The sequence below is a fragment of the Streptomyces javensis genome, from assembly GCF_039525925.1.
GTDB lineage: Bacteria > Actinomycetota > Actinomycetes > Streptomycetales > Streptomycetaceae > Streptomyces > Streptomyces asiaticus.
In genome coordinates this window covers 77,831-100,947 of the sequence record NZ_BAAAIF010000009.1, presented here as the reverse complement: position 1 = coordinate 100,947, position 23,117 = coordinate 77,831, and the positions used below count along the sequence as shown (strand labels likewise).

Sequence of the window (23,117 nt, the reverse complement as noted above, 5' to 3'; positions counted from 1 at the left end):
AAGCGGCTGTCTCAGATCGATGTCATTTCCTCAGACTGCCCAGCCGGCTGCGCCGGACCTCATGAACCTGCATCGGCGGCCGTCCGTTCCATCCACTCCCGCACCTTCACTGCTTGCTCGATGCGGTTGACGATGTCCTTCTTGGACGCCATGCCCAAGGTCTCCGGGATCTTGTCGAAGGTGTCGGGAAGGACGTCGAGGAGACCCCAGATCTGCTCGCCGGTGCTGACGGTCAGCAGTTGCTGGCACCTCCACTGCAGCGGCACCTCGGGACGGTGCGTGAGCCGCTGCACGAGTGTCGGGAACAGGTAGTGCGTCGCTTCTGCGGCGAGGTGCTCTCGTAGCCAGTCGACCGGGAGCCGCTGGCTGAAGCCATGCATGGCGGCCTCCTGGGCCAGGTCCAGGAGCTGAGCGGTGTCGACGGCTCGGACGGTGCGGGGAAGGGTCGGGGTCATGCCGCGATGATGCCAAGAAGCCCTCGGAACACCGAGAGGTCGGCGGGGTCGGGTTGCAATCTGTCAAGGAACTCGGCCCAGGCTTTCTCGAACTCGCCGGAGGTCACCCTTCCACGGACGGCTCGCCCTTTATGCGGATCCATTCGTGGACGGCCTCGATGGCGTCGAGGAGGCCCTGGAAGGTGCAGAGATCCCGGTGCTGTTGTCGGACCTGGCCTGTTGCCATGTCCCCGTACTCAAGCTCGGCTTCCCCGCTGCTCCAGACGATGAGCACGGCGACGAAGTCATCGTTTTCGAGCGTCATCCAGGTGCTGTTCTTGGTTCGGCCGTCCTCGGGCGACTGCTGGACCGCACCCGTGATTCCGCAGGATTGCAGGCGTTCCTCATGCTCGGCGAACCAGGCCTGGAGCCTCTGCGGCAGTTCGACCGATATGGACTGCTTTTGTTCGCTTTGTCTCATGGGTGGGCGATGAACCCTGCGGATCGGTCGAGCTGGAAAGGAGATCCGGCCTTGGTTGGTTCCCAGCCTCGGTCCCGTGCTTCTCGGATGCTGGCAGCAACGTGGGCTGGGCGGATGGGCACTGCCTCGGCACCCACCCAGTTGCTGGGATGGGCCTGGCCGCTGGTGCCGATCAAGGTCGTGCCCGGCTGGCTGCCGCTGGCTGCTTCAACCGCATAGGTCAGTGGTGTCCAGCAGAGTCCCTGCATGTAGGAGGGCTTCCTGCGGATCCGCCAGCGGTACTCGATCCCGTCAACGGTTATGCGCCGGGTACCCTTCTTGTTCAGCGCCATCTTCGCCTCCTGCGCCGTTGGACTCTGATGTGTCGCCGCAGTCGCGAAAAGCAGGTTGCACGCGAACGTACCGAACGTTATCGCCGACAAGCACCTTCGGGACTACGGATGGGTTGATCAGCCCATAAGTTGGTGTCAGTGCCAAGCGACCCGGCGCATCGCACCCGCCCCGGGTGCACTCACCGCGATCGGAGAGCACCGTGAAGAACAGGACGTTGTGGCGTGTAGTTGACAACGAGAGTGGTAGCCAGTCCATCGTCAGCACGCCCTCCGAGGCGGTCGCGTTCGTCAACAGCCGGTTCGACACCGATGACGACGACGAGCCGTTCAGCATCACCGAGGTCGGTCCTCTCCTTCCGAAGCCGCTCGGGGTCATCACCGCATGGGCCGCCGAGAAGGACGGCGAGCGAACCGACGGGCGTACTGCCCCGATCACCATCAGGCCGGTTGTGACGGACAACGCCAGCAAGTGCGATGACGTCGTGCTCTGGGGCGACGTGTACGTCTCCTGGGACTACGACATGTACACCGTCGAAGAGCCGGACAGCTCCGAGTACAGCGAGGCTTACAGCGCAGCCGAGTTGAGTGCGATCCTCGACGAGTACGCCGACGACTATGAGTACGCGCCTGAAGGGCCTGAAGAGCCCGACAGCCACAGGTGGCCGAAACCGGAAGAGCTGATCACCTACGGCGCCCAGGAGTGTGCCAAGCGGTTCGGGCACCTCGACGACGACGCCCTGCTGTGGCTCGCTGCCACCCGCATCACGCTCGCCGTGTGGCGCAACACACCCGTCGAGAACTGGCATGCCGGGAAGAGTCCGCTCCACGACGGCACAATGATGCGGATCAACACGGCAACCACCCGACTCGTGCGCTCGATGCTGTCGTTCGACCATGCCGACTGGATCGGTCTCGGTCTCGCGATCGTCAACCCGTCCCGGGTTCTACCGACAGGGCAGTCCGTACTCGAGCTCGGGCTGGCCTGCCACAACCCTGACGACCCGGCGCACGAGGTTGATCCGCGAGAAGAACTCGCGGAGATGGCGCAGGTCGCGATCTCATGGGGGCGAAGGTACTGCCTTCACGAGAAGGAGTTCGGCCTGCGAACCCTGATCGAATCCTTCTGTGCGTCCGACAACGGCTGGTTCGGAGCACCGAGTTGGGGGCGCATCGTCGATCGGTTCCTTACGGCTGTCGACGACCGGGAGAATGCGCACTGGCGCATATACCAGGACAAGCCTTGGTTCAACGAGTGGTTCACCAACCGGCCGGCCGACATTGCGGACACCACGGAATTTCGTCGGCTGCTCCTTGCCGGGCCCGACCTGCTTTCCGAGGAGGCCGCCGAATGGTGCGTGGATGGTGCCATCGGCTACGTCTGCCAGGACGACCACGCGAACGACTGCTGGCGGTGCGGTATCCCGCTGGCAACGGAGTCCCCCAACGAGTGAATGTGTGCACCAGCATAGAAAAGCAGCAATCCACTGACCGCACTCTCTCCCGCCTACTCGGCGGCCTCCCCTGCTTGGGGAGCCAGTCGCGGCTCCACTGACTGGAGATGTGCGGGTGCTTCTGACGGATCTGTGGCAGCAACGCTGGCCCGGCTGCCCGCCGGTCGGCCACAAGCTCCGTGAGCCCTACAGGCTAACCACGGCTTCCACGACACGGAGGTCGAGCAGGTCGCCGGACCTCCGGGATCATGACGCCATGCAACTCCGATACTTCAATCAGACCGGATGGACCGCCATCTTCAATGGCACTGAGACCGAGATCGGTCGCATGGTGCGCGTGGAGGGATGGGATCCCGCAACCGGGACAGCCTTAGTGGTCGACCCGCAACGAGGGGCACTGCGCCAGGTCACGGACTACGTGGACTTCTCCCACTTGGAGCGGGCCGATCAGGTGGTCGCCGCGATACCCGGTGGGGGATGGCGGGCACACTGGACGGATGAAGGGCCGGGTGGATCACCTCTCACGGAGCAGGTGCTGGCCTGGTTGATCACTTCGCAGGGCCGGGCGACTGCCATCACAGTCGATGCTCAGGGGCATGTGGAGGACGCCGACAGCGCCGACGCCTTCATACCGCCGGGTGAGGAGCTTCAGTGACGGCGTCGATGCCGCAACAGGCGGGCCCGGCATCCGAGGGTGGGCTTCTGATGCCGACTGGGAGGCTCCCTACTACCGGGTTCGAGCCGCCGGCTTCCAGGTGCTCTTCCTCGTGGAACCGGACGAGGCGATCGAAGAGGTCTGCAACGTCGATGCCGAGGTTCATCTTGCCGACGGGTCGCGCTGGAGTTCCACGATCTTCACTCTCGCCGAGGTGGATCGGCTCATGCGGAGCTGGGAGGCGAGCGGAGAGGCGGTCTCCGGGCAGTGCTTCTTCTGCGCGGACGGGCTGATCGTGCGGAATCCCGGCATCGGCAGCATGGTGCGCGTGATTGCCGGGCTCGTGGCATCCGGCGAGTTCGACGGGGTGTTCCGACGCATTGCCGACCCGGAATGATCATGCCGTGTCTCAGGGCATCGTGTTGTCCTGCGTTTTCGAATGGCCTTGAGCACCTTCTTCCCCAGGGGAGTGAGCGTCATGGGCCTACCTCGTTCCGCCCGGACCAGGAGTGGTCCACCGAGTTCTCGTTCGATCCGGTTGATCTGTGCGACGAGGGTGAACGTGTTGAGGCCGAGGCCGCTCGCTGCGGCACCGAGGCTGGGGTAGGGAGATGCAGCCGCGAATCGGCTCAACCGTTCGCTGGCCCCCTGGCCGCCGAGTGCCGGCCGAAGGATGCTTGGTGCTCGGCTGGCCTGGTCGATTGCCCGAAGTACCTGGCTGTGACTGGATCCTCCGCGTGGTCGCAGCGGAACGTTGTGGGTCTTGGCCCAGCGGGCCATGTTCGCGGTGCTCATGCCAGCTTCTCGGGCGAGGTCCGGCAGGGTCCGGCGGCGGTGGACGTACTGCTCGATGAGCCAGGCCCGTTCGACGGTGCCGCGGCGCTTGTAGTCCTTGGGGCCCTCTCGGAGCGGGATGCCGTACTCCTTGGCAAGGTCGGTCAGCACTCTGCGGGAGAAGCCGGTGAGGGTGGCGATCTGCTGGAGGGACCGGTGTTCGTCAAGGTAGAGCCGGGTGAAGCGCTCTGCCGGAATGGCTTGCCGGGCCTGCTGCCGGATGCGGCCGGCGGCCCTGGCGATGCTCTTCGTCAGCGGGGGTGCAGGGGCTGGATGTTCGTCGAGAACATGTCGGATGGCCTCGACGGTCGTACCCAGAACCTGGGCGGCGTGCTGAACAGGGTGCTGGCGTTCGCGGACAAGCTGGTGCAGGCGGGGTAGGTCGACGTGTGCCGGGTCGGGGCCGGGAAGGGAGAGCCCTGCCAGCAGGGTGGCGGGCGGCTGCCAGGTCATGGGCTCGTCGTGGATGTGGTGTGAGGCCAGGAAGTTGAGGGCTTCCTGCTGGAGGGCGTGCGCGAGTTCAGGGGTCTGAAGCGCGGTGAACCGCAGGGACGTCGCCCGGAACTCTGCACTGTCGGGCCCGCCCAGGTCGTCGGGGGCAGACTCGGCGGGCAGGCCGCTGAGACGTTGGAAGAGCTGGCTGCGTGCGATGCGTTCGCGCCGTCCGGTTCCCGGTGGTGTTCCGTGTGGCGGCAGATCTCCAGCCAGCGGTCATGAGGAAGCAGGCCGGTGTAGTCGAGGAGTCGGCGCCGACCGTAGTTGATGGGGGTGCTGTTGGCACCGAGGTAGTCCGCGAGCCGGTCCAGAGCAGTGGCGATGTCCGGCCATTGCGGAAGGTCGTCGACTTCCTGGAGGAGGCGTGACACCTCAGTGCCGTCGATGACGTCACCGATCAGCCCGGCTGCCTGGTCCAGGGATGTGCGGCTGTCGGGAATCAGCAACAGGGCGGCGAGAACGGGAGCCAGAGCCCGGGCATGGGTTCCTTCAGGTGGTGCGAGGCGGATCGTCCAGGGCGGCCAGAACATCGTGGGGATCTTCCTGGCTCGCTGCTCGATGTCCCGAGTGGTCCGGGTCGGCCGGCGGGGGGTCTCGATCATGATGCGGTAGCGGACGTATTCGCTGGGTCGGAGGGAAGGGGCGAGGGCCGCCAGGTGCACGGACTGCAGCACCGGGCTGATGCCCCTGCCCCAGCTGTCGATGCTGGTCGCCGAGATCTGCGTGAGTTCCTCGCGTACTGCTTCCAGCAGGCTCCGCAGGGCCATGGTGACCGCGACGGCCGTGTTTGCGGCTCGGGGCGGGGCCATGAACCCCGGACGTTCCATGGCCTGTCCGGTGTGCGGGGAGACCGCATCGGTGCTGAGGTGAGCTTCTGCGATGTCAGCCGGAATCTGTTCCTGGAGGACGGCCGTGGGCAGGTCGCTCAGGACGCGTATGCCCAGGGCCCGGATGTCGGCCAGCACCGCCGAGGCCGGCTGGGGAGAGGTTCGGTAGGGGCCGAAAGCTGCCGTTGCTCCGTCGATGATCTCCATCACTCGGTCTTGGGCCATGAGAACCGGATGGCCAGGAGGCAGGAGAAGTGTCGAAGCGCGGGTCAGATCGGTGCCGCAGCCCGCCGAGAACGGGCGGGTGGGGCGGGTCGGTGGATTGCCGCAGAGTTCAGGCCGGGGGACGGACCGGCCGGAACGGGGCCGCTGCCGCGGCACCCTCCCGCAGTGCGGGCAGCAGTCCGCCAGCAGCCTGCGGTGCCGGGTGCAGGCGAAGGAGAAACCGAGCCTCCAGGACAATTGCCATCGCCCACCAGTGGCATGAAGGCACTCCGGACAGAACCGGGATCCCCCTCCGCGGCCCCAAAGGACGTGCCGTGACACGGCCCGGCCCCCGGCACTCAGGTGGAGGGCCCGTCCGTCGTAATGAGCCAGGGTCAGGGCAGCGACTTTCTCCGGGGACGTCCCGGTGGCGTGCGCGACGGCATTGGTCTGCTGCTCGTCGAGGACGATCGTCCAGTCTGCCGGGATGCCCCTGAACTGGTTTCCGGCCCGGTGCCGGACCGGGAAGCCGAAGTGCAGCAGGACATCACCGAGCGCGGTGTCCATCCGCCTGGCCATCGCCTCCAGCCATGAGTCCAGAGCCTCGCCGGGCAGTGGAGGCAGCCGGATCGGCAGGGTGCGGACCGACGTTCTCATGCGGGTCGCCGGCTCCGGGGCCGCGGGCGGCTGGTCAGCCGTTTCTTCTCCAGCGCGGCCTGCAGTTCGAGGCGGGCGGCCTCGGATGCCTCGTCGTTCTTCACCCGGTCCATGAGCTCCTGGTCAAGACGTTCGGCGCCGGTGCGGACCGCCCGCTGGCAGCTGCGGTTGATCAGCGTCATCAGCGAGCCGATGTGTCCGGTGCTGCGGGCGAAGAGGTAGTCCGACAGATCGTCCGCGAGCATGCCGGGATGCTTGTCGGTGAGCACGACTCGCTGTTCGAGGGCCAGCAGCATCTGCCGCCACTCCCGGCGCCCGGCCTCCATATCGATGGTGAACGGACGAAGCCCGAGGCGGGTGGTGCGGCGGCCGGTCTGGGCCAGAGCGGTGTCGCGCCCGTTCGTGCCCTCGCCGAACAGGCCCTTCTTCGCGAGCTCGACCCCCACCATCAGCAACGTCACCGGAAACTCGTTGGCGATCCACTTCAGGTGGTTGCTCACCTCGATGCCGCTCTTCTGTCCCCACTTCAAAAAGTGCAGATCGTCCAGAACCACCAGGCGGACATCGCAGGACAGCACGCAGTCCAGCACTCGCCGTCCGAACTGGGCGGTGGTCCCCCGCATCTGTCCGGGGTGGCCGAAGAACTCCAGCATGGCCCGGTTGAGATCCTTCATTCCGGTGTTCCCAGTCAGTCCGACCCGGCAGACCGGGATCCGCTCGTGCCCTTGGCTCGTGAACGCTCCAGACTCCTCGATCTCCCGCTGGTGGAAGTCGCGTGCAAAGGCCAGCACCGAGGTCGTCTTGCCCAGCCCCGGGAACGCGTCGACGGCCACCGCCCCCTTGGCCTTGTCGCCGTCCTGCTCGTTGCTGTCGACGATGTCCCATAGGTCTTCATGGAGCTCCGTCAGCTGCGGCGTCTTCACTGGGCCGATGTTCGCGTGCCACTGCCGGCGCTGACGGTCGTAGTCCGCCCGGGCCTGCGTGGGCAGGGACTTCAGCTGCTTGCGGGTCAGCAGATCGGGCCGACTGCGGCGAGGGCTCTCGGCGAACGCCTTGAAGTCCTCCTTCCGCGACAAGGCAAGACTGCCCGGCTGCGGAACGCTGCCGACGGTCACACGTCCTCCAGGGCATCAGCGTAGAAGTCGTCCTCCCCGGCGAGGTCCTCCAGATCAACCTCGTCGTCATCCCCCGTCTCCGCCACCACGTCGGGCTCCCGCAGTTCCGCGGTCTGCTTGTCCTGACCGAGGGCCTTGCGTACGGAGGGAAGCGAGACGACCGTCTCCGCCTCACTCTCCGGAAGCTCGATAGCGGCCTGCTCGCGCGCGAGCCGCAGGGCCATGCGCCGCTCGGCGATCGTGGTGCCCAGCCCGAGATTCCACCGCTCCAACAAATCAGCGACGGCAAGCCGGTCATCAGGAAAGCGATACTTCGAGACCGCCAGTTGGCGGGCGAACGTCAACGCGTCCTCGCTCAGCGGCATCTCGGCCGACGGCGCGTGCTCCCAGACCAGCGTGTGCCAGGCCCGAGTAGCCGGATCGCGGAAGTAGATCCGGGTGATGTCGTCGGGGTCCACCTGGAAAGGCCAGCCGTTCTTGACCGGACTGTCGTAGGGGCTGCGGACTCCCGTCTCGGGCAGGCCGGGGCCGCTGTAGCGGCGGCGGCCGATCTCGACCCCGTAGTGCTGGACCGTGCGCCACTTCGTCTGCAGGAACTCGTAAGCCAGGTCCCGGTCGCGGGGCGCTTCGATGTAACCCGCCCGCGCCATGCCGTGCTCGAACATCTTCGCCGGGGACATCCGCAGACCTGGCAGACCCGGATCGACCAGACTGGAATGCGGCCGGCAGTGATAGACCGCCGCGGTCCACTCCCGGATGATCGCCTCAAGCTCGTCGAGGAAGAAGAACGCGTCGTCCTCCGGGCTCTCGCCTCGCGAGTGGATGTCGGGGCCCTTATAGCCGGGCAGCACCTGCAGCAGACCCTCCCACAGGGTCCGGAAGTAGCGCTCGACCGGCCCCTTATCGCGGCCCGTCCCCAGCCGGGCCGGCTGGATGGAGATGCCCATCCGGCGGCAGACGCTGGTCAGGTGCTCCGATACGTAGACCTTGCCGTGGTCGACGACCAGCGTCTCGGGAACCAAAGGCGGCGAGGCCAGCCCCGGCCCGGTGGCGCCCTTGACGTCGACCAGGACGGTGCGGGGGATGCCGTGCTCGGGCCAGACCGCGTGCCGCGGCCAGTCCCGCCCCGCAGGCCGCGGCCGAAATGACTGGAACAGCACTGCGCTGACATCCACCGCCTTCGTCGAGACCGGCGTGAGCCGGATCCCCGTGATGCAGCGGGTGTACCAGTCCATCCCGACACTCAGCTCGGCCTGCACCCACTTCAGGGTCAGCGGGTCGAACGCGAAGACGTCCAGGCGGTTGGAGTCCATCAGCAGGTACTCGCCCGGCCGCGTCGGTCGCAGCTTGCCGTACGGGCCCTCCGGCCGATCGGCGATATCCCGGTTGCGCTTCGTACTCAGCCGGAACAGCGGGTGTCGCCGCTCCAGCTCTGTGAGCACCCGGTAGGCAGTGGCTTGGCTGGGCTGGGGTACGACTTCAGGACCGAACCGCGCGATCACCCGGGCCTGAGTCCGATCTATGACCATCTTGCGTGATGGCTTCGACTCTCCGGTGTGCTCGACCATGACTTCCAGCGCGGTCTCCACCCATCGGTCATCGGCCCTGCCGAAGGACCGTGTCTGGGGACTTGTCCGCTGGACCAGGCCGGCCTCATTGTGTCGGCGATAGTCGGCGACCCACCGTCGAATAGTGCGATCAGTGACTCCGAGTTCCGCAGCTTTCGCCGCATAGCGGGCGTCCAGCGACAGCGTCGGCGCGTACGGAGCTCGCGGTTCGCCTTCACGCGCAAGTTCGGTGCTGCCGGACCGATATCCCGTGAGGAGTTCCCGAATGTGCTCGGCCCGCTCCAGGATCTACTGTCTGTCCTTCTCGTCCAACTGCCCCAGTACCACCGAGGCAATCTCCTCGGCGTCGTCCGAGGACGGTCCAGGCCCCTCGGGGATAAGAGTGGCCCGGTCGGAGAAGAGCAGTTCCCGCAATGACAGACGCAGGAGCCTGCCGTGGCGGTCCTTGAGGACGACCTCGTTGCCGGCCGTGGTGGCGGCCATCTCGACCACCTCGACGGTCTCCCCGTCGTAGCGGAAGTGTGTACCGACGCCGACCCGCGCTCCGGCCCTGGTCACGCCGTTCTCCTGAGCAAGTGCGCCGGGCTGAACGGCCGGTCGAGGTCCACCGTGAACTCGTGCGTCCACAGCAAGTGATAGACCGCAGATCGGACTTGCTCCTCCGGGCGACCGGGCGACCGGGCAAGCTGGCCGCCGCACGCCGCAGAGAGACTCCGTTGAGATCAGCCCCACGGAGCTCGTCGACGAGCCCACGGTCGAACAGCCAGTCTCTGCGGTAGCCCGACAAGAAGCGGACGTTCTCCAGCTCAGCCGTGGGTGGCTCGCTCCAGACCTCGTACTTCCACCCGCGGGCCTCCACCGCCTCACGGGTCCAGCCGAAAGTGAAGGCCACCTCCGGCTTCGACAACCGGTGCAGTGGCTTCACATCCACGACCACGGGCCCCTCGTCGGTGACGAGGAGGTAGTCCGGGATGTGCTTGCGCACAGCCCCGTCCACCTCGGCCTTGAGCAGAAATGGCTGGGCCACGACACGCCGTACGGACGGATCGAAATCAGCGAAGAGGAGCCTCGCCAGTACGAGACGCGACTCGTAGATCACGTGGTCGCGCATCGTGGCGGACCAGTAGGTGCCCGAGTAGTGCCGCTGGCCCCTATACCAGCGAAAGATTCGCCAGGGTGACGCCGCCGCAAGCAGGTCGATCGAGGACGCGCTCCACTCCCGGTTCTCAACCTGGCTGCCATCCGGGCCCCGCAGGCTCACGGTGATCGATGCCGCTCTCAGCCCTGCCGCCATGCGTCACCCCCGGATCGTCGGCCGCCTCCTCCGCGAGCGCTACGTTCGCATCCGTGCGAGGCTCCCACGCCGGACCTAAGGCAAGGTCAGCCGAACGAGTGAAGACAGTGGCCAGCGATTCTCAATCCCATGTCAGTTCGGCCAATCAGATGACATTGCGACTGAGAAAATGACACGGGATTTGAGAACCTACAAAGGCGGCTGTCAGGTCTGGGCCATGTCCACGAAGCGGGAGTAGTGGCCCTGGAAGGCGACCGTGATCGTGGCCGTCGGGCCGTTACGGTGCTTGGCCACGATCAGGTCCGCCTCGCCCGCGCGCGGCGACTCCTTCTCGTAGGCGTCCTCGCGGTGGAGCAGGATGACCATGTCGGCGTCCTGCTCGATGGATCCACTCTCTCGGAGGTCGGAGACCATCGGCTTCTTGTCCGTGCGCTGCTCGGGGCCTCGGTTGAGCTGGGAGAGCGCGATGACCGGTACTTCCAACTCCTTGGCCAGCAGCTTCAGGTTTCGCGACATGTCCGAGACCTCCTGCTGACGGCTCTCGGGGCGCCGGGCGCCGCCGGACTGCATCAGCTGGAGGTAGTCGATGACGACCAGTTGGAGGTCGTTGCGCTGCTTGAGGCGGCGGCACTTGGCCCGGATCTCCATCATCGACAAATTCGGCGAGTCGTCGATGTAGAGCGGGGCCTGGGAGACGTCCGGCATCCGGCGGGCCAGCCGGGTCCAGTCCTCGTCGGTCATGCTGCCGGAGCGCATGTGGTGGAGCGCCACTCGGGCCTCGGCGGAGAGCAGACGCATGGCGATCTCGTTGCGGCCCATCTCCAGGGAGAAGATGACGCTCGGCATGGCGTGCTTGATGGAGCAGGCGCGCGCGAAGTCGAGGGCCAGGGTGGACTTACCCATGGCGGGGCGGGCGGCGATGACGATCATCTGGCCCGGGTGCAGCCCGTTCGTCAGGGAGTCCAGATCGGTGAAGCCGGTGGGCACGCCGGACATCTGTCCGCTGCGCGAGCCGATCGCCTCGATCTCGTCGAGCGCGCCCTCCATGATGTCGCCGAGCGGCAGATAGTCCTCGCTGGTGCGCTGCTCGGTGACGGCGTAGATCTCCGCCTGGGCGTTGTTGACGATCTCGTCGACGTCCCCGTCCGCCGCGTATCCCATCTGGGTGATGCGGGTGCCGGCCTCGACGAGGCGGCGCAGCACGGCGCGCTCGTGGACGATCTCCGCGTAGTACTCCGCGTTGGCGGCGGTGGGGACCGACTGGACGAGGGTGTGGAGATACGAGGCGCCGCCGACCCGGGCGATCTCGCCGCGCTTGGTCAGCTCGGCGGCGACGGTGATCGGGTCGGCCGGCTCGCCCTTGGCGTAGAGGTCCAGGATGGCCTGGTAGACGGTCTCGTGGGCGGGCCGGTAGAAGTCATTGCCCTTGAGGACCTCCACCACATCGGCGATGGCGTCCTTGGAGAGCAGCATGCCGCCGAGGACGGACTGCTCGGCGTCGAGGTCCTGGGGCGGAACGCGCTCGAAACCGGAGCCCTCCCAGGGGGAGCCACCGCCTCCGTCGCGATCCTGGCCGTCGCGGCCCCGGCCGCCGCCCTCACCGCGGCGGAAGCGGGGGGACGGGAACCGGTCGGACGGGCCGGAGTCCGCCCATGGGTCGTCCATGGGCTCGGGCACGCTCACCCCGCCACCTCCTCCCGTCCGCGAAGCGAACCTCGCCGTGCCCGTCCTTCTTACGGCACGGCTATGACACAACTGAGCGGCCGGCTTTCCGGACACGGCGCATCGAAGTCTGGGGGTTCCAGGGCCGGATCGGGTGGCGGGCGCCGGACCACGGTAGGCCCGTCGGGACCGCCAGCCAACTTGGTTATCCACAGGGCTTGTGGATGATGGGATCCATCCTGTGGGTAAGTCGCGCGAACCTGTGCACGGGCCGGGGGACAGTGCTGTGGACAAACACACAATCACCTCGAGAGTCCACGTCTGACCTGCGGTTTCTCTATCCAGTGGCTGTGCAGGAGAAAAACTTCCACCCCCAGCGCAAGATCACGACAAAGGGCGCAGAGAAGATCGTCCCGCGCGCCGCCTTGTAAGGAGCGACGGCAGCTTGTGTCTCTTACCTGTGGACGATTACATTGCCCTCATGACACAGGTCCCCACGAGCGCGCGGAGCACCCCGCGCCACCACGACCGCGAGATCATCGCACTCGCGCTTCCCGCCTTCGGCGCACTCGTGGCGGAACCCCTCTTCGTCATGGTCGACAGTGCCGTCGTCGGCCATCTGGGCACCGCTCAGCTGGCCGGTCTGGGCGTCGCCGCGGCCCTGCTCGCCACCGCCGTCAACATCTTCGTCTTCCTCGCCTACGCCACCACCGCGGCGGTGGCCCGCAGGGTCGGCGCGGGCGACCTCGCCGGGGCGATCCGGCAGGGCATGGACGGCATCTGGCTGGCCCTGCTGCTCGGCGCCGCCGTCATCGCCGTGGCCCTTCCCACCGCCCCCGCCCTGGTCGACCTCTTCGGCGCCTCGGACACCGCCGCGCCCTACGCCATCACCTATCTGCGGATCAGCACCCTCGGCATCCCCGCGATGCTGGTGGTACTCGCCGCCACCGGTGTGCTGCGCGGCCTCCAGGACACCCGCACCCCGCTGTACGTCGCCATCGGCGGCTTCGGCGCCAACGCCGCGCTGAACGCCACCCTGGTCTATGGGGCCGGGCTGGGCATCGCGGGCTCGGCCTGGGGCACGGTGATCGCCCAGAACGCCATGGCCGCCGTCTACCTCGCCGTCGTCATCCGGGGCGCCCGGCGCCATGGCACCTCGCTGCGGCCCGACGCCGCGGGGATCAGGGCCTGTGCCCACGCCGGGGCACCGCTGCTGATCCGTACGCTCTCGCTGCGCGCGGTGATGCTGATCGCGACGGCCGTGGCGGCCCGCCTCGGCGACACCGATATCGCCGCCCATCAGATCGTGCTCACCCTGTGGAGCCTGCTGGCGTTCGCCCTGGACGCCATCGCCATCGCGGGACAGGCGATCATCGGACGCTATCTGGGCGCCGGCGACGAGGAGGGGGCCCGGGCCGCCTGCCGTCGCATGGTGCGGTGGGGCATCGCCTCGGGCGTGGCGCTGGGCCTGCTGGTGGTGGCCTCCCGGCCGCTGTTCATCCCCCTGTTCACCACCGATTCCGCGGTACGGGACGCCCTGCTGCCCGCCCTGCTGGTCACGGCCCTCATCCAGCCGGTCTCGGGCGTGGTCTTCGTCCTCGACGGCGTACTGATGGGCGCGGGCGACGGGCCGTATCTGGCCTGGGCGATGATCGCCACCCTGGCCGTCTTCGCCCCGGTGGCGCTGCTGGTGCCCTCGCTCGGCGGGGGCCTGACGGCGCTGTGGTGCACCATGGCGCTGATGATGTCGGTCCGGATGGCGACCCTGTGGCTGCGCGCCCGCTCCGGTCGCTGGATCGTCACCGGCGCGGTACGCGGCTGAGCTCACGTCCCACCCGTCAGCCTTCGGCACGGCGGAGGGCGAGCACGGCGGAAGACCGACACGGCGGAGGGCCGCACCCACAACAGGGGTGCGGCCCTCCGGTGCACTGTGCACGGTGCCGACGGCGGCCGTCACGGCCGTCGTCAGGCGGCGACGACCTCGACGCCGACCTTGGCGGCAACCTCGGCGTGCAGCCGGACCGAGACCTGGTGCGCGCCCAGGGTCTTGATCGGGGACTGCACCTCGATGCGGCGCTTGTCCACCTCCGGGCCACCCGCGTCCTTGATCGCCGAAGCGATGTCGGCCGGGGTGACGGAGCCGAACAGCCGGCCGGCGTCACCGGCGCGGGTCTTCAGGCGCACCTTGACGCCCTCGAGCTGAGCCTTGACCTCATTGGCCTGCTCGATCGTGGCGATCTCGCGGATGCGACGACCGCGGCGGATCTGCTCGACGTCCTTCTCGCCGCCCTTGGTCCAGCGGAGCGCCAGACCACGCGGGACCAGGTAGTTACGGGCGTAACCGTCCTTGACGTCCACGACGTCACCGGCAGTGCCGAGGCCGGAGACCTCGTGGGTGAGGATGATCTTCATGAGTCAGTCCCCTTCCCTTATCGCGCGGTGGAGGTGTAGGGCAGCAGCGCCATCTCACGGCTGTTCTTCACGGCCGTGGCGACGTCACGCTGGTGCTGGGTGCAGTTGCCGGTGACCCGGCGGGCACGGATCTTGCCGCGGTCGGAGATGAACTTCCGCAGCAGGTTCGTGTCCTTGTAGTCGACGTAGGAGATCTTCTCCTTGCAGAACACGCAAACCTTCTTCTTAGGCTTGCGAGCAGGCGGCTTCGCCATTGTCTCTCTCCAGTGTGATCAAGAAGTGTGTGCTGGTCGCCCTGACCAGACCGCGCGCTGTTTCACGTGAAACAACGCCTCGGGTCTAGAAGGGCGGCTCGTCCGAGTAGCCCCCGGAGTTGCCGGAGCCGCCGCCCCAGCCACCACCTCCGCCGCCCTGGCCGCCGGCCGGAGCGCCGGTCGCCCACGGGTCGTCGGCCGGAGCGCCGCCGCCCTGCTGCTGGCCGCCGCCGCTGGGACCACCGCCCCAGCCACCGCCGCCCTGGCCGCCACCGCCACCGCCGCCGTAACCACCCTGACCACCGCGACCGGTGGTCTTGGTGACCTTGGCTGTGGCGTTGCGCAGGCTGGCGCCGACCTCGTCGACATCCAGCTCATAGACCGTGCGCTTGATCCCCTCGCGGTCCTCATAGGACCGCTGCTTCAGACGGCCCTGCACGATGACGCGCATACCGCGCTGAAGGGACTCGGCCACGTTCTCCGCGGCCTGCCGCCACACCGAGCACGTGAGGAAGAGGCTCTCGCCGTCCTTCCACTCGTTGGTCTGCCGGTCGAAGGTACGGGGAGTGGACGCGACGCGGAACTTCGCGACCGCCGCACCGGACGGGGTGAAACGCAGCTCGGGGTCGTCGACGAGATTGCCGACGACCGTGATGACGGTCTCGCCTGCCATTGGGGGAACCTCTCGGCGGGTACTGCTGGGCTGCTTGCTACTCGTTGCGATTCGGCCCCGATGACCGCTGAACGCTTAGGCGGTCAGTGGGTCTCGGGACGGAGGACCTTGGTCCGGAGGACCGACTCGTTCAGGTTCAGCTGGCGGTCGAGCTCCTTGACGACCGCGGGCTCGGCCTGGAGGTCGATGACCGAGTAGATGCCCTCGGGCTTCTTCTTGATCTCGTACGAGAGACGACGACGGCCCCAGGTGTCGACCTTCTCGACCTTGCCGTTGCCCTCACGGACGACGGAAAGGAAGTTCTCGATCAGCGGGGAGACAGCGCGCTCCTCGAGATCGGGGTCGAGGATGACCATCACCTCGTAGTGACGCATGTGGAACCCACCTCCTTTGGACTCAGCGGCCACGGTCGTTCCGTGGCAGGAGGGTCGTGATGCGTATCCGCTTCGGCGTCAGTACAGACACCACCGCGGACGGTACACAGTACCCGGCTCCTGCCGCCCGCTTGAAATCCGGGCGTCTTGGCCCGCAATCTGTACACATCGGGTGTGAGCGGCGTAACAGTTCGCCGCCCTGCTCTATGTGCCTACCTGGAGGTGCCCCATGGCACAGGCAGCACGATCCCACCACGGCTTGTTCACCTTCCTGGACACCGATGGCAAGTCGCATCCCGTAGAGAACACGGTCGCCGTGGCGACTGTGGTGATCGGCGTGATCGCCTTTGTCACGGCTCATTTCCCTCACCTCCACCTGGTCAGCTCATGGGTCGGACTGATCGGGATGATCAGCGGTGCCTGGGGCCAGCTGAGGTCCGTGACCACCGGTGAGCGCTTCCTGCTGATCATCGGGCTCGGTGCCGCCGGGGTCGGCTTCTATCTCGGCATGGCACATGGCGGGCTCTTCGGCGGCGTGCTGGGCTGAGCCCGCCCGGAGTCCGGTTCTCCCCGGGCCCGAACGGGGCGTGTCCCGGTCGCAGTAGGCTTCGGCGCGAGAGCCGGAGCCCCGACCCTGGGGACAAACCTGCCGAGGAGCGCCCCACATGAGCCTGACCCTGAGGACGATCAGCCGAGAGCAGCATCTGGCGTACATCCAGAGCCTGCCGGCGGCAAGCCACATGCAGGTGCCTGCATGGGCTGACGTCAAGTCGGAGTGGCGCTCGGAGAACCTCGGCTGGTTCGACGCCACGGGTCAGCTCGTCGGCGCCGGTCTCGTCCTCTACCGTCAGCTGCCCAAGATCAAGCGCTATCTCGCCTACCTCCCCGAGGGCCCGGTCATCAACTGGTACGCCCCCAACCTCGAGGACTGGCTGCGCCCGATGCTCGCGCATCTGAAGCAGCAGGGCGCCTTCTCCGTGAAGATGGGCCCGCCGGTCATCATCCGCCGCTGGGATTCCGCCGCGATCAAGTCCGGCATCCAGAGCCCCGACGTCAAGCGACTGCGCGATGTCGAGGCCACCTTCATCGAGCCGCGCGCCTTCGAGGTGGCCGAGCGGCTGCGGCGCATGGGCTGGCAGCAGGGCGAGGACGGCGGGGCCGGCTTCGGTGACGTCCAGCCGCGGTACGTCTTCCAGGTGCCGCTGGAGAACCGCTCCCTGGAGGATGTCCACAAGGGCTTCAACCAGCTGTGGCGCCGCAACATCAAGAAGGCCGAGAAGGCCGGTGTCGAGGTCGTCCAGGGCGGCTACGAGCATCTGGCCGAGTGGCAGCGGCTCTACGAGATCACCGCGGAGCGCGACCACTTCCGGCCCCGCCCGCTCAGCTACTTCCAGCGCATGTGGACGGCCCTCAACACCGAGGACCCCAACCGGATGCGGCTGTACTTCGCGATGCACGAGAACGAGGCCGTCGCCGCCGCCACGATGCTGATCGTCGGCGGCCATGTCTGGTACTCCTACGGCGCCTCCGCCAACCACAAGCGCGAGGTCCGGCCCTCGAACGCGATGCAGTGGCGGATGCTCCGCGACGCCTACGCGCTGGGTGCGACCGTCTATGACCTGCGCGGCATCAGCGACTCCCTCGATGAGACTGACCATCTCTTCGGCCTGATCCAGTTCAAGGTGGGCACCGGCGGGCAGGCTGCCGAATACCTCGGCGAGTGGGACTTCCCGCTCAACAAGCTCCTGCACAAGGCGCTCGACATCTACATGTCGCGCCGCTGACCACGATTCGCTGTCTCCCATACCTCCAATACACCGCGGCTACGAGAAAGGTTCCGGGACCGGTCAATGGCGCTCACCCTCTACGTCGACACCGCTCGCTGGCGGGCGCATCAGCAAACGGTGATCCAGCAGTTCCCGGGGCTAGTCCCGGTCTGCAAAGGCAACGGCTACGGCTTCGGCCATGAGCGGCTGGCCGAGGAAGCCGCCCGCTTCGGCAGCGACATCCTCGCGGTCGGAACCACGTACGAGGCCGCCCGGATGAAGGACTTCTTCAGCGGTGACCTGCTGGTGCTCACCCCCTTCCGCCGCGGTGAGGAGCCGGTGCCGCTGCCGGACCGGGTGATCCGCTCGGTCTCGTCGGTCGACGGCGTCTACGGCCTGGTGAACGCGCGCGTGGTCATCGAGGTCATGAGCAGCATGAAGCGGCACGGCGTCACCGAGGAGGACCTGCCCAAGCTGCACGCCGCGATAGAGAACGTCCGGCTGGAGGGGTTCGCCATCCACCTCCCGCTCGACCGCACCGACGGCCTGGACGCGGTCGAGGAGGTCATCGCCTGGATGGACCGGCTGCGGGCGGCGCGGCTGCCGCTGCACACCATGTTCGTCAGCCACCTCAAGGCCGAGGAACTGGCCCGGCTTCAGCAGCAGTTCCCGCAGACCCGCTTCCGGGCGCGGATCGGCACCCGGCTGTGGCTGGGCGACCACGACTCGACGGAGTACCGGGGCTCGGTGCTCGACGTCACCCGGGTCTCGAAGGGCGACCGCTTCGGCTACCGCCAGCAGAAGGCCGCCTCCGACGGCCATCTGGTCGTGGTCGCGGGCGGCACCTCCCACGGCGTCGGTCTGGAGGCGCCCAAGGCGCTGCACGGGGTGATGCCCCGAGCGAAGGGGGTAGCCCGCGCCGGTCTGGCGACCGTCAACCGCAACCTCTCGCCGTTCGTGTGGGCGGGCAAGCAGCGCTGGTTCGCCGAGCCGCCGCACATGCAGGTGTCCATCCTGTTCGTGCCCAGCGATGTCCAGGCACCCCAGGTGGGGGATGAGCTGGTGGCACATCTGCGGCACACCACAACGCAGTTCGACCGGCTCTTCGACCGCTGAACCCACGCCGCCGGGAGGGGCTCCGCACCGCCGGGAGAGGTCCCGGTCCGGGGCTCACTCCCGGTGGACGCCCCAGTCCACCAGCGCCGCGCCCTCGTAGCGGGACGCGCGCCGCGCCTCTCCCAGCACGAACGCGTCCGGGGCCCGGTCCAGCACGCCTCCCCCGGGGTCGTCCGACCCGTCCCGGCGCACCGGGTCCCGCTCCGGCACCAGCGCGTCCCGGATGATCAGGGCGCACAGATAGAGCGTCCCCAGCAGATGCACGGCGATCGCCAGCTGATAGCCCTCCGCGGGCAGCCCCCGGTGCTGGTCGCCGCTGCCCGTGTACGCGAGGTACATCCAGATCCCCAGGAAGTACATGACCTCGCACGCCTGCCAGACCAGGAAGTCGCGCCAGCGCGGCCTGGCCAGTGCGGCCAGCGGGATGAGCCACAGCACGTACTGCGGTGAGTAGACCTTGTTGGTGAGCACGAACGCCGCGACGATCAGGAAGGACAGCTGGGCCAGGCGCGGACGGCGCGGGGCGCACAGGGCGAGCGCCGCCACCCCGAGGCAGGCCAGGGCCATCAGCACGGTCCCGTAGGTGTTGACGTCCTCCAGGGAGTTCCCGGTGCGCTGGGAGATGATCAGCCACACGGAGCCGAAGTCCACGGGACGCTCCTGGCTGAAGGTGTAGAACGTCTTCCAGCCATCACGGATGTGCGGACCGCCCTGGGTGCTGACCATCACGGGCAGGTTCACCACGAGCCAGGCGGCCAGGGCTCCGCCCGCGGCCGCCCAGAAGGCCCGCAGCCGCCCCGCCCGCAGGCAGAGCACCAGCAGCGCGCCGAGCAGCAGCCCGGGATAGAGCTTGGCGGCCGTCGCGAGCCCCAGCAGCACACCGGCGGCCAGCGGCCGGCTGCGGGACCACATCAGCAGGGCGGCGGCCGTAAGGGCGACGGCGAACAGGTCCCAGTTGATGGTGGCCGTGAGCGCGAAGGCCGGGGCGAGGGCGACCAGCAGCGCGTCCCAGGGGCGGCGGCGGTGGGTACGGGCCACACAGACCGCGATGACCGCGGTGCAGACCATGAGCATGCCCGCGTTGACCAGCCAGTAGATCTGCTCGCGGTCCTGGATGGAGCCGCCGTGCGGGGTCATCCAGGAGGCGACCTCCATGAAGAGGCCGGTGAGGACCGGATACTCCAGGTACTGCATCCCGCCCGAGACGTTGTCCGGTATCCGGTCGAAGTACGGGACGAGGTCGAGGGCGAAGCCGCGGCCGTTGTAGAGGTGCGGTATGTCGGAGTAGCAGGCGTGGGTGTACTGGGCGGTGGCCCCGTAGAACCAGCCTCCGTCGTAGCACGGCAGCTTCTGCACCATGCCCAGGGCGAACATGCCGATGGCGACGATCGCCACGATCCGCACCGGGGTCCACCAGCTCGTGCCGAGCAGGGCCCGGCGCCCGGTCGGCCCACCGATCAGCTCGCTGCCGGACGCGGCCACCGGGTCCTCGGCGGTCGGCCTGACGGGCTGGGCCTGTGGGTCCTCGCGCACGCTCATGGCCCCCATCCTGCCGTACGAGCCACTCCAGGGGAGTCAGGACCGCTCCAGCGGCCGCTGAGCGCGCCGCGGACGCCCGGCCGGGCCTGGAGACGGGGAGAGGCGTACCAGAGGCGCAGAGAGCCGTTCAGGGCCTGGAACGGCGCCGGCCGCGCCGGAGCGGGTTCGCTCCGGCGCGGCCGGCGAGGGTGAACGGGTCGTACGGGACCGCGGGCTATTCCTCCCTGCGGGCCCCGGACGGGCCGCCGAATATGCCGCCGGGGCCGCCCGGGTCCTCCGTGGTCGGCGACGTGGACGGACCTCCCGGACCGCCGTTCGCGCCGCCGTTCTGGTTGCCGCCGTTCCCGTTACCGCCGTTGTCGTTGCAGTTCAGGTCCAGCGGGTCACAGGTGTCCGTCGGGGTCGGGCTGCCGGACGGCGACTCCGAGGGGGACTCCGACGGAGATTCCGAAGGCGACTCCGACGGGGACTCGGACGGCTTCTCCGTCGTCGGGGTCGGGCTCGGGCTGGCGTCCTCGCCGAAGACCTTCTGCCCGATCGGGGTGGCCGCGGGGAAGTTCTTGACCGGCACGCCCTTCAGGGCACCGCGCATGTAGTCGGCCCAGATCTCCGCCGGGAACGACGCACCGTGGATCGTCTTCTGGCCGCCCACACCGCGCATGGACAGGAACTTCTGGCTCTTGGCCTGGTCGTCCACCCGCCACATGCCGATCGCGGTGGACAGCTGTGGGGTGTAGCCGGAGAACCAGGCCGACTTGTTCTCGTCGGTGGTTCCGGTCTTGCCCGCGACCGGACGGCCGATCTTGGCCGAGGTGCCGGTGCCGTGCTGGACCACGTTCTCCAGCACGTCGGTGACGTTGTTCGCCACGTTCGAGTCGAACGCCCGCTTGACCTCGGCTTCCTGCTTGTGGTCGTAGACGGGGCCGTTCTTGTCCTCGACCCGCTCCACCGAGTACGGATCGGCCTGCTGACCGCTGGCCGCGAAGGTGGCGTACGCCCCGGCGAGCCGGATGGCGCTGGGTGCGGAGGTGCCGAGCGAGAACGTCGGGGTGATCGACGACAGCTGCTCCTTGCTGAGGCCCGCGGCCAGGGCCGCGTCCCGCACCTTGTCGGTGCCGACGTCCATGCCCAGCTGGATGAACGGGGTGTTCACCGAGTACTGCATCGCGGTGCGCAGGCTGATCGGGCCCTTGTCCTCGTCACCGTCGTTCCGCTGGTGCCACTCCTTGCCGTCCTTGTCGTGCCAGACGGTTCCGTCGTAGTCCCGCAGGGTCACCTTGTTGTCGCCGTTGTAGACACTGCTCGGCGAGACCAGGGTGCGCTCGGAATCCGGTTGCTCCCGTGGGCCCTTCGGATCGCGGGCGCCATTGGTCATCGCGGCGGCCATCACGAAGGGCTTGAAGGTCGAGCCCACCTGGACACCGGTGTAGTCGGCGTTGTTGCGGTAGTGCTCCAGCGCGTTCTTGCCGCCGTAGACGGCCAGGATCTTGCCCGTCTTGGGCTCCACCGAGGCGCCGCCGAACTGGACGTGCTTGTCCACCTCGCGCTCCTTCGGCTTGATGTTCTCCTTGGAGACCTTCTCGACCGCCCGGGTCAGCTCACTGATCTTCTTCCGGTCGAAGGTGGTGTGGATCTGATAGCCACCCTTGTCCAGCTGTGACTTGCTGATGCCGGTGTTGGCGATGATGTAGTTGTCGGCGAGGTCGGTGAGGTAGCCGATCTGGCCCTGCTTGTTCGTGGCCACCTTCGGGTTCTGCGGCATCGGGAAACCCTTGCTGATCCACTTCTGTGCCTCGGCCCTGGGCATCCTGTGCACGGCGACCTCACGCCGCAGGGTCCACTCCCAGCGCTGCTTGGCGCGCTTGGTGTTGGCCTCCTTGGTGGCGGCGGCGCCATAGCCGCCGTTGGGGTCGTAGAGGTTGGGGCCGTTGAGCGTCGAGGCCAGGAAGGCGCTCTGGCTGGGCGTCAGCTTCGAGCAGTCCCGGTCGAAGTAGGCGCGGGCGGCAGCCTGACAGCCGTAGGCACCGCGTCCGTAGTACGCGGTGTTCAGATAGCTCCCGAGGATGTAGTCCTTGTCCTTGGTCGCGCCCACCTTTATGGAGATGAACAGCTCCTTGACCTTACGCGTGATCGTCTGCGACTGGTCGAGGTAGGTGTTCTTCACGAACTGCTGGGTGATGGTCGAACCACTCTGGGTCGCTCCACCCTTCGCCATGTTGACGACCGCGCGGGCGATACCCATCGGGTCGACGCCGCTGTCGTCGTAGAAGCTGGCGTTCTCCGCGGAGATCACCGCGTTCTGCATGGACTTGGGGATCTTGCTGAGGGGGACGATCTGGCGGTTGAGGTCACCACCGCCGGAGACCACCATCTGCTTGCCGTCCGCCCAGTAGTAGACGTTCTTCTGGGTCTGGGACGCGGCCTGGGCGGTCGGGACCTCCACCAGCCACAGTCCTATGCCGACGGCGCCGAGCAGCACCGCGAAGAAGAAGATGAAGGTTCCGGTCACCAGCCTCCAGGACGGAACCCAGCGCCGGAACCCCGACCGCCCGCCGCGCGGGTAGTCGATGAAGCGCTTCTTGCCGGGGGGCCCATCGCCCCCCGGGCCACGCCCGCGGCCGCCGGTCCCCCGCCGGCCGCCTCCGCGACCGCCGGGGCCCGCGCCGGACGCGCTCGCGTCGGATCCTCGTCTACGGCCACCGCCGCGCTGGGCGGCCCGGCGGGCCGCCGCGCGGCCGCCGTAAGGGCGCTCGTCCCCCTGCGGGGTGGCGTCCGACCCGGCTGCGGCGTTGTGCGTCGGTGCTGCGCGGCGGCCGGACGACTGCTGTCCGGCTCGCCGGGCCGCTGCTCGTCCGCCGCCTTGGGGTTGCGGCGGCTTGCGACGGTGCTCGCTCATGGAACGACTTCTCCTCGGGCAGGCGCTATCGCCTGAAAGCGGCAGATGGCTTCCGGTCCCCCCAATGTGCGATCCGGT

The 23,117-nt window shown here is 67.9% G+C and carries 22 protein-coding genes and 3 pseudogenes; 8 read left to right on the top strand and 17 right to left on the bottom strand.

Annotated elements, in window-relative coordinates:
• Nucleotides 1-59 precede the first annotated feature (59 nt).
• From ABD329_RS11340 to ABD329_RS11330, 3 genes are all read right to left on the bottom strand, one after another.
• Complete coding sequence (locus tag ABD329_RS11340) at nucleotides 60-455, bottom strand: hypothetical protein (protein ID WP_198279775.1); 396 nt, start codon at nucleotides 453-455, stop codon at nucleotides 60-62.
• A 103-nt stretch (nucleotides 456-558) separates the two neighbouring features.
• Nucleotides 559-915, bottom strand: coding sequence for a hypothetical protein (locus ABD329_RS11335; RefSeq protein ID WP_198279774.1), 357 nt, complete (start codon nucleotides 913-915; stop codon nucleotides 559-561).
• Nucleotides 912-1,247 (bottom strand): hypothetical protein, encoded by a 336-nt coding sequence (locus tag ABD329_RS11330; RefSeq protein ID WP_198279773.1) that lies wholly within the window; start codon nucleotides 1,245-1,247, stop codon nucleotides 912-914. The genes ABD329_RS11335 and ABD329_RS11330 overlap by 4 nt, the downstream gene beginning before the upstream one ends.
• Before the next feature lie 200 nt (nucleotides 1,248-1,447).
• On the opposite strand from ABD329_RS11330, the gene ABD329_RS11325 reads away from it, so the two are divergent.
• From ABD329_RS11325 to ABD329_RS11315, 3 genes are all read left to right on the top strand, one after another.
• Entirely contained in the window at nucleotides 1,448-2,698 is a 1,251-nt protein-coding gene (locus ABD329_RS11325; protein ID WP_198279772.1) for a hypothetical protein, read from the top strand.
• Between the two features lie 256 nt (nucleotides 2,699-2,954).
• Nucleotides 2,955-3,353: a hypothetical protein gene (locus ABD329_RS11320; RefSeq protein WP_055592324.1), complete on the top strand. Its 399-nt coding sequence runs from the start codon at nucleotides 2,955-2,957 to the stop codon at nucleotides 3,351-3,353.
• A 112-nt stretch (nucleotides 3,354-3,465) separates the two neighbouring features.
• A complete protein-coding gene (locus ABD329_RS11315; RefSeq protein ID WP_344316316.1) occupies nucleotides 3,466-3,750 on the top strand; it encodes a hypothetical protein in 285 nt (94 codons plus the stop codon).
• Nucleotides 3,751-3,872: 122 nt separating this feature from the next.
• Here the strand turns inward: ABD329_RS11315 and ABD329_RS11310 are convergent.
• A pseudogene (locus ABD329_RS11310) lies at nucleotides 3,873-4,133 on the bottom strand (helix-turn-helix domain-containing protein); the annotation flags it as partial.
• Between the two features lie 54 nt (nucleotides 4,134-4,187).
• Here ABD329_RS11310 and ABD329_RS11305 point away from each other — a divergent pair.
• On the top strand, nucleotides 4,188-4,568 hold the full coding sequence (locus ABD329_RS11305) for a hypothetical protein (protein ID WP_246618832.1): 381 nt from the start codon (nucleotides 4,188-4,190) through the stop codon (nucleotides 4,566-4,568).
• Nucleotides 4,569-4,636: 68 nt separating this feature from the next.
• Here the strand turns inward: ABD329_RS11305 and ABD329_RS11300 are convergent, their stop codons facing one another.
• The 7 genes and pseudogenes from ABD329_RS11300 to dnaB form a co-directional block, all read right to left on the bottom strand.
• On the bottom strand, nucleotides 4,637-5,716 hold the full coding sequence (locus tag ABD329_RS11300; protein ID WP_246618831.1) for a hypothetical protein: 1,080 nt from the start codon (nucleotides 5,714-5,716) through the stop codon (nucleotides 4,637-4,639).
• 261 nt (nucleotides 5,717-5,977) lie between these two features.
• Nucleotides 5,978-6,292: pseudogene (locus ABD329_RS11295) on the bottom strand (TniQ family protein); the annotation flags it as partial.
• Between the two features lie 74 nt (nucleotides 6,293-6,366).
• Nucleotides 6,367-7,485: an AAA family ATPase gene (locus ABD329_RS11290; RefSeq protein WP_198276376.1), complete on the bottom strand. Its 1,119-nt coding sequence runs from the start codon at nucleotides 7,483-7,485 to the stop codon at nucleotides 6,367-6,369.
• Nucleotides 7,482-9,074, bottom strand: a complete 1,593-nt coding sequence (locus ABD329_RS11285) for a transposase (protein ID WP_425574312.1) — start codon at nucleotides 9,072-9,074, stop codon at nucleotides 7,482-7,484. Before ABD329_RS11285 ends, ABD329_RS11290 begins: the two co-directional genes overlap by 4 nt.
• Before the next feature lie 267 nt (nucleotides 9,075-9,341).
• A complete protein-coding gene (locus ABD329_RS48200) occupies nucleotides 9,342-9,611 on the bottom strand; it encodes a hypothetical protein (protein ID WP_425574318.1) in 270 nt (89 codons plus the stop codon).
• A 166-nt stretch (nucleotides 9,612-9,777) separates the two neighbouring features.
• A pseudogene (locus ABD329_RS11280) lies at nucleotides 9,778-10,347 on the bottom strand (TnsA-like heteromeric transposase endonuclease subunit); the annotation flags it as partial.
• A gap of 204 nt (nucleotides 10,348-10,551) precedes the next feature.
• Complete coding sequence (gene dnaB, locus ABD329_RS11275; RefSeq protein WP_037954653.1) at nucleotides 10,552-12,030, bottom strand: replicative DNA helicase; 1,479 nt, start codon at nucleotides 12,028-12,030, stop codon at nucleotides 10,552-10,554.
• Between the two features lie 460 nt (nucleotides 12,031-12,490).
• Between dnaB and ABD329_RS11270 the strand changes: the two genes are divergently transcribed.
• On the top strand, nucleotides 12,491-13,831 hold the full coding sequence (locus ABD329_RS11270) for an MATE family efflux transporter (protein ID WP_198276377.1): 1,341 nt from the start codon (nucleotides 12,491-12,493) through the stop codon (nucleotides 13,829-13,831).
• A 143-nt stretch (nucleotides 13,832-13,974) separates the two neighbouring features.
• Here the strand turns inward: ABD329_RS11270 and rplI are convergent, their stop codons facing one another.
• The 4 genes from rplI to rpsF all read right to left on the bottom strand — a co-directional run bounded on the left by rplI (nucleotide 13,975) and on the right by rpsF (nucleotide 15,722).
• Nucleotides 13,975-14,421, bottom strand: coding sequence for a 50S ribosomal protein L9 (rplI, locus tag ABD329_RS11265; protein ID WP_020869991.1), 447 nt, complete (start codon nucleotides 14,419-14,421; stop codon nucleotides 13,975-13,977).
• Nucleotides 14,422-14,438: 17 nt separating this feature from the next.
• Nucleotides 14,439-14,675 (bottom strand): 30S ribosomal protein S18, encoded by a 237-nt coding sequence (rpsR, locus tag ABD329_RS11260; protein WP_003978893.1) that lies wholly within the window; start codon nucleotides 14,673-14,675, stop codon nucleotides 14,439-14,441.
• A gap of 85 nt (nucleotides 14,676-14,760) precedes the next feature.
• Nucleotides 14,761-15,348, bottom strand: coding sequence for a single-stranded DNA-binding protein (locus tag ABD329_RS11255; RefSeq protein WP_037954647.1), 588 nt, complete (start codon nucleotides 15,346-15,348; stop codon nucleotides 14,761-14,763).
• An 83-nt stretch (nucleotides 15,349-15,431) separates the two neighbouring features.
• A complete protein-coding gene (rpsF, locus tag ABD329_RS11250; RefSeq protein ID WP_030827724.1) occupies nucleotides 15,432-15,722 on the bottom strand; it encodes a 30S ribosomal protein S6 in 291 nt (96 codons plus the stop codon).
• Nucleotides 15,723-15,951: 229 nt separating this feature from the next.
• Here rpsF and ABD329_RS11245 point away from each other — a divergent pair, with 229 nt between their 5' ends.
• From ABD329_RS11245 to ABD329_RS11235, 3 genes are all read left to right on the top strand, one after another.
• Entirely contained in the window at nucleotides 15,952-16,269 is a 318-nt protein-coding gene (locus tag ABD329_RS11245; protein ID WP_044572649.1) for a hypothetical protein, read from the top strand.
• Nucleotides 16,270-16,387: 118 nt separating this feature from the next.
• Nucleotides 16,388-17,506, top strand: coding sequence for a lipid II:glycine glycyltransferase FemX (locus ABD329_RS11240; RefSeq protein WP_138914811.1), 1,119 nt, complete (start codon nucleotides 16,388-16,390; stop codon nucleotides 17,504-17,506).
• Between the two features lie 66 nt (nucleotides 17,507-17,572).
• Nucleotides 17,573-18,604 carry an alanine racemase gene (locus ABD329_RS11235; RefSeq protein ID WP_198276378.1) on the top strand — a complete coding sequence of 344 codons (1,032 nt, stop codon included), beginning with the start codon at nucleotides 17,573-17,575 and terminating at the stop codon, nucleotides 18,602-18,604.
• Nucleotides 18,605-18,658: 54 nt separating this feature from the next.
• Here ABD329_RS11235 and ABD329_RS11230 read toward each other — a convergent pair whose 3' ends face one another.
• Nucleotides 18,659-20,143 (bottom strand): glycosyltransferase family 87 protein, encoded by a 1,485-nt coding sequence (locus tag ABD329_RS11230; protein WP_198276379.1) that lies wholly within the window; start codon nucleotides 20,141-20,143, stop codon nucleotides 18,659-18,661.
• Nucleotides 20,144-20,357: 214 nt separating this feature from the next.
• Nucleotides 20,358-23,039: a transglycosylase domain-containing protein gene (locus ABD329_RS11225; protein WP_198276380.1), complete on the bottom strand. Its 2,682-nt coding sequence runs from the start codon at nucleotides 23,037-23,039 to the stop codon at nucleotides 20,358-20,360.
• Between the last annotated feature and the right edge of the window lie 78 nt (nucleotides 23,040-23,117).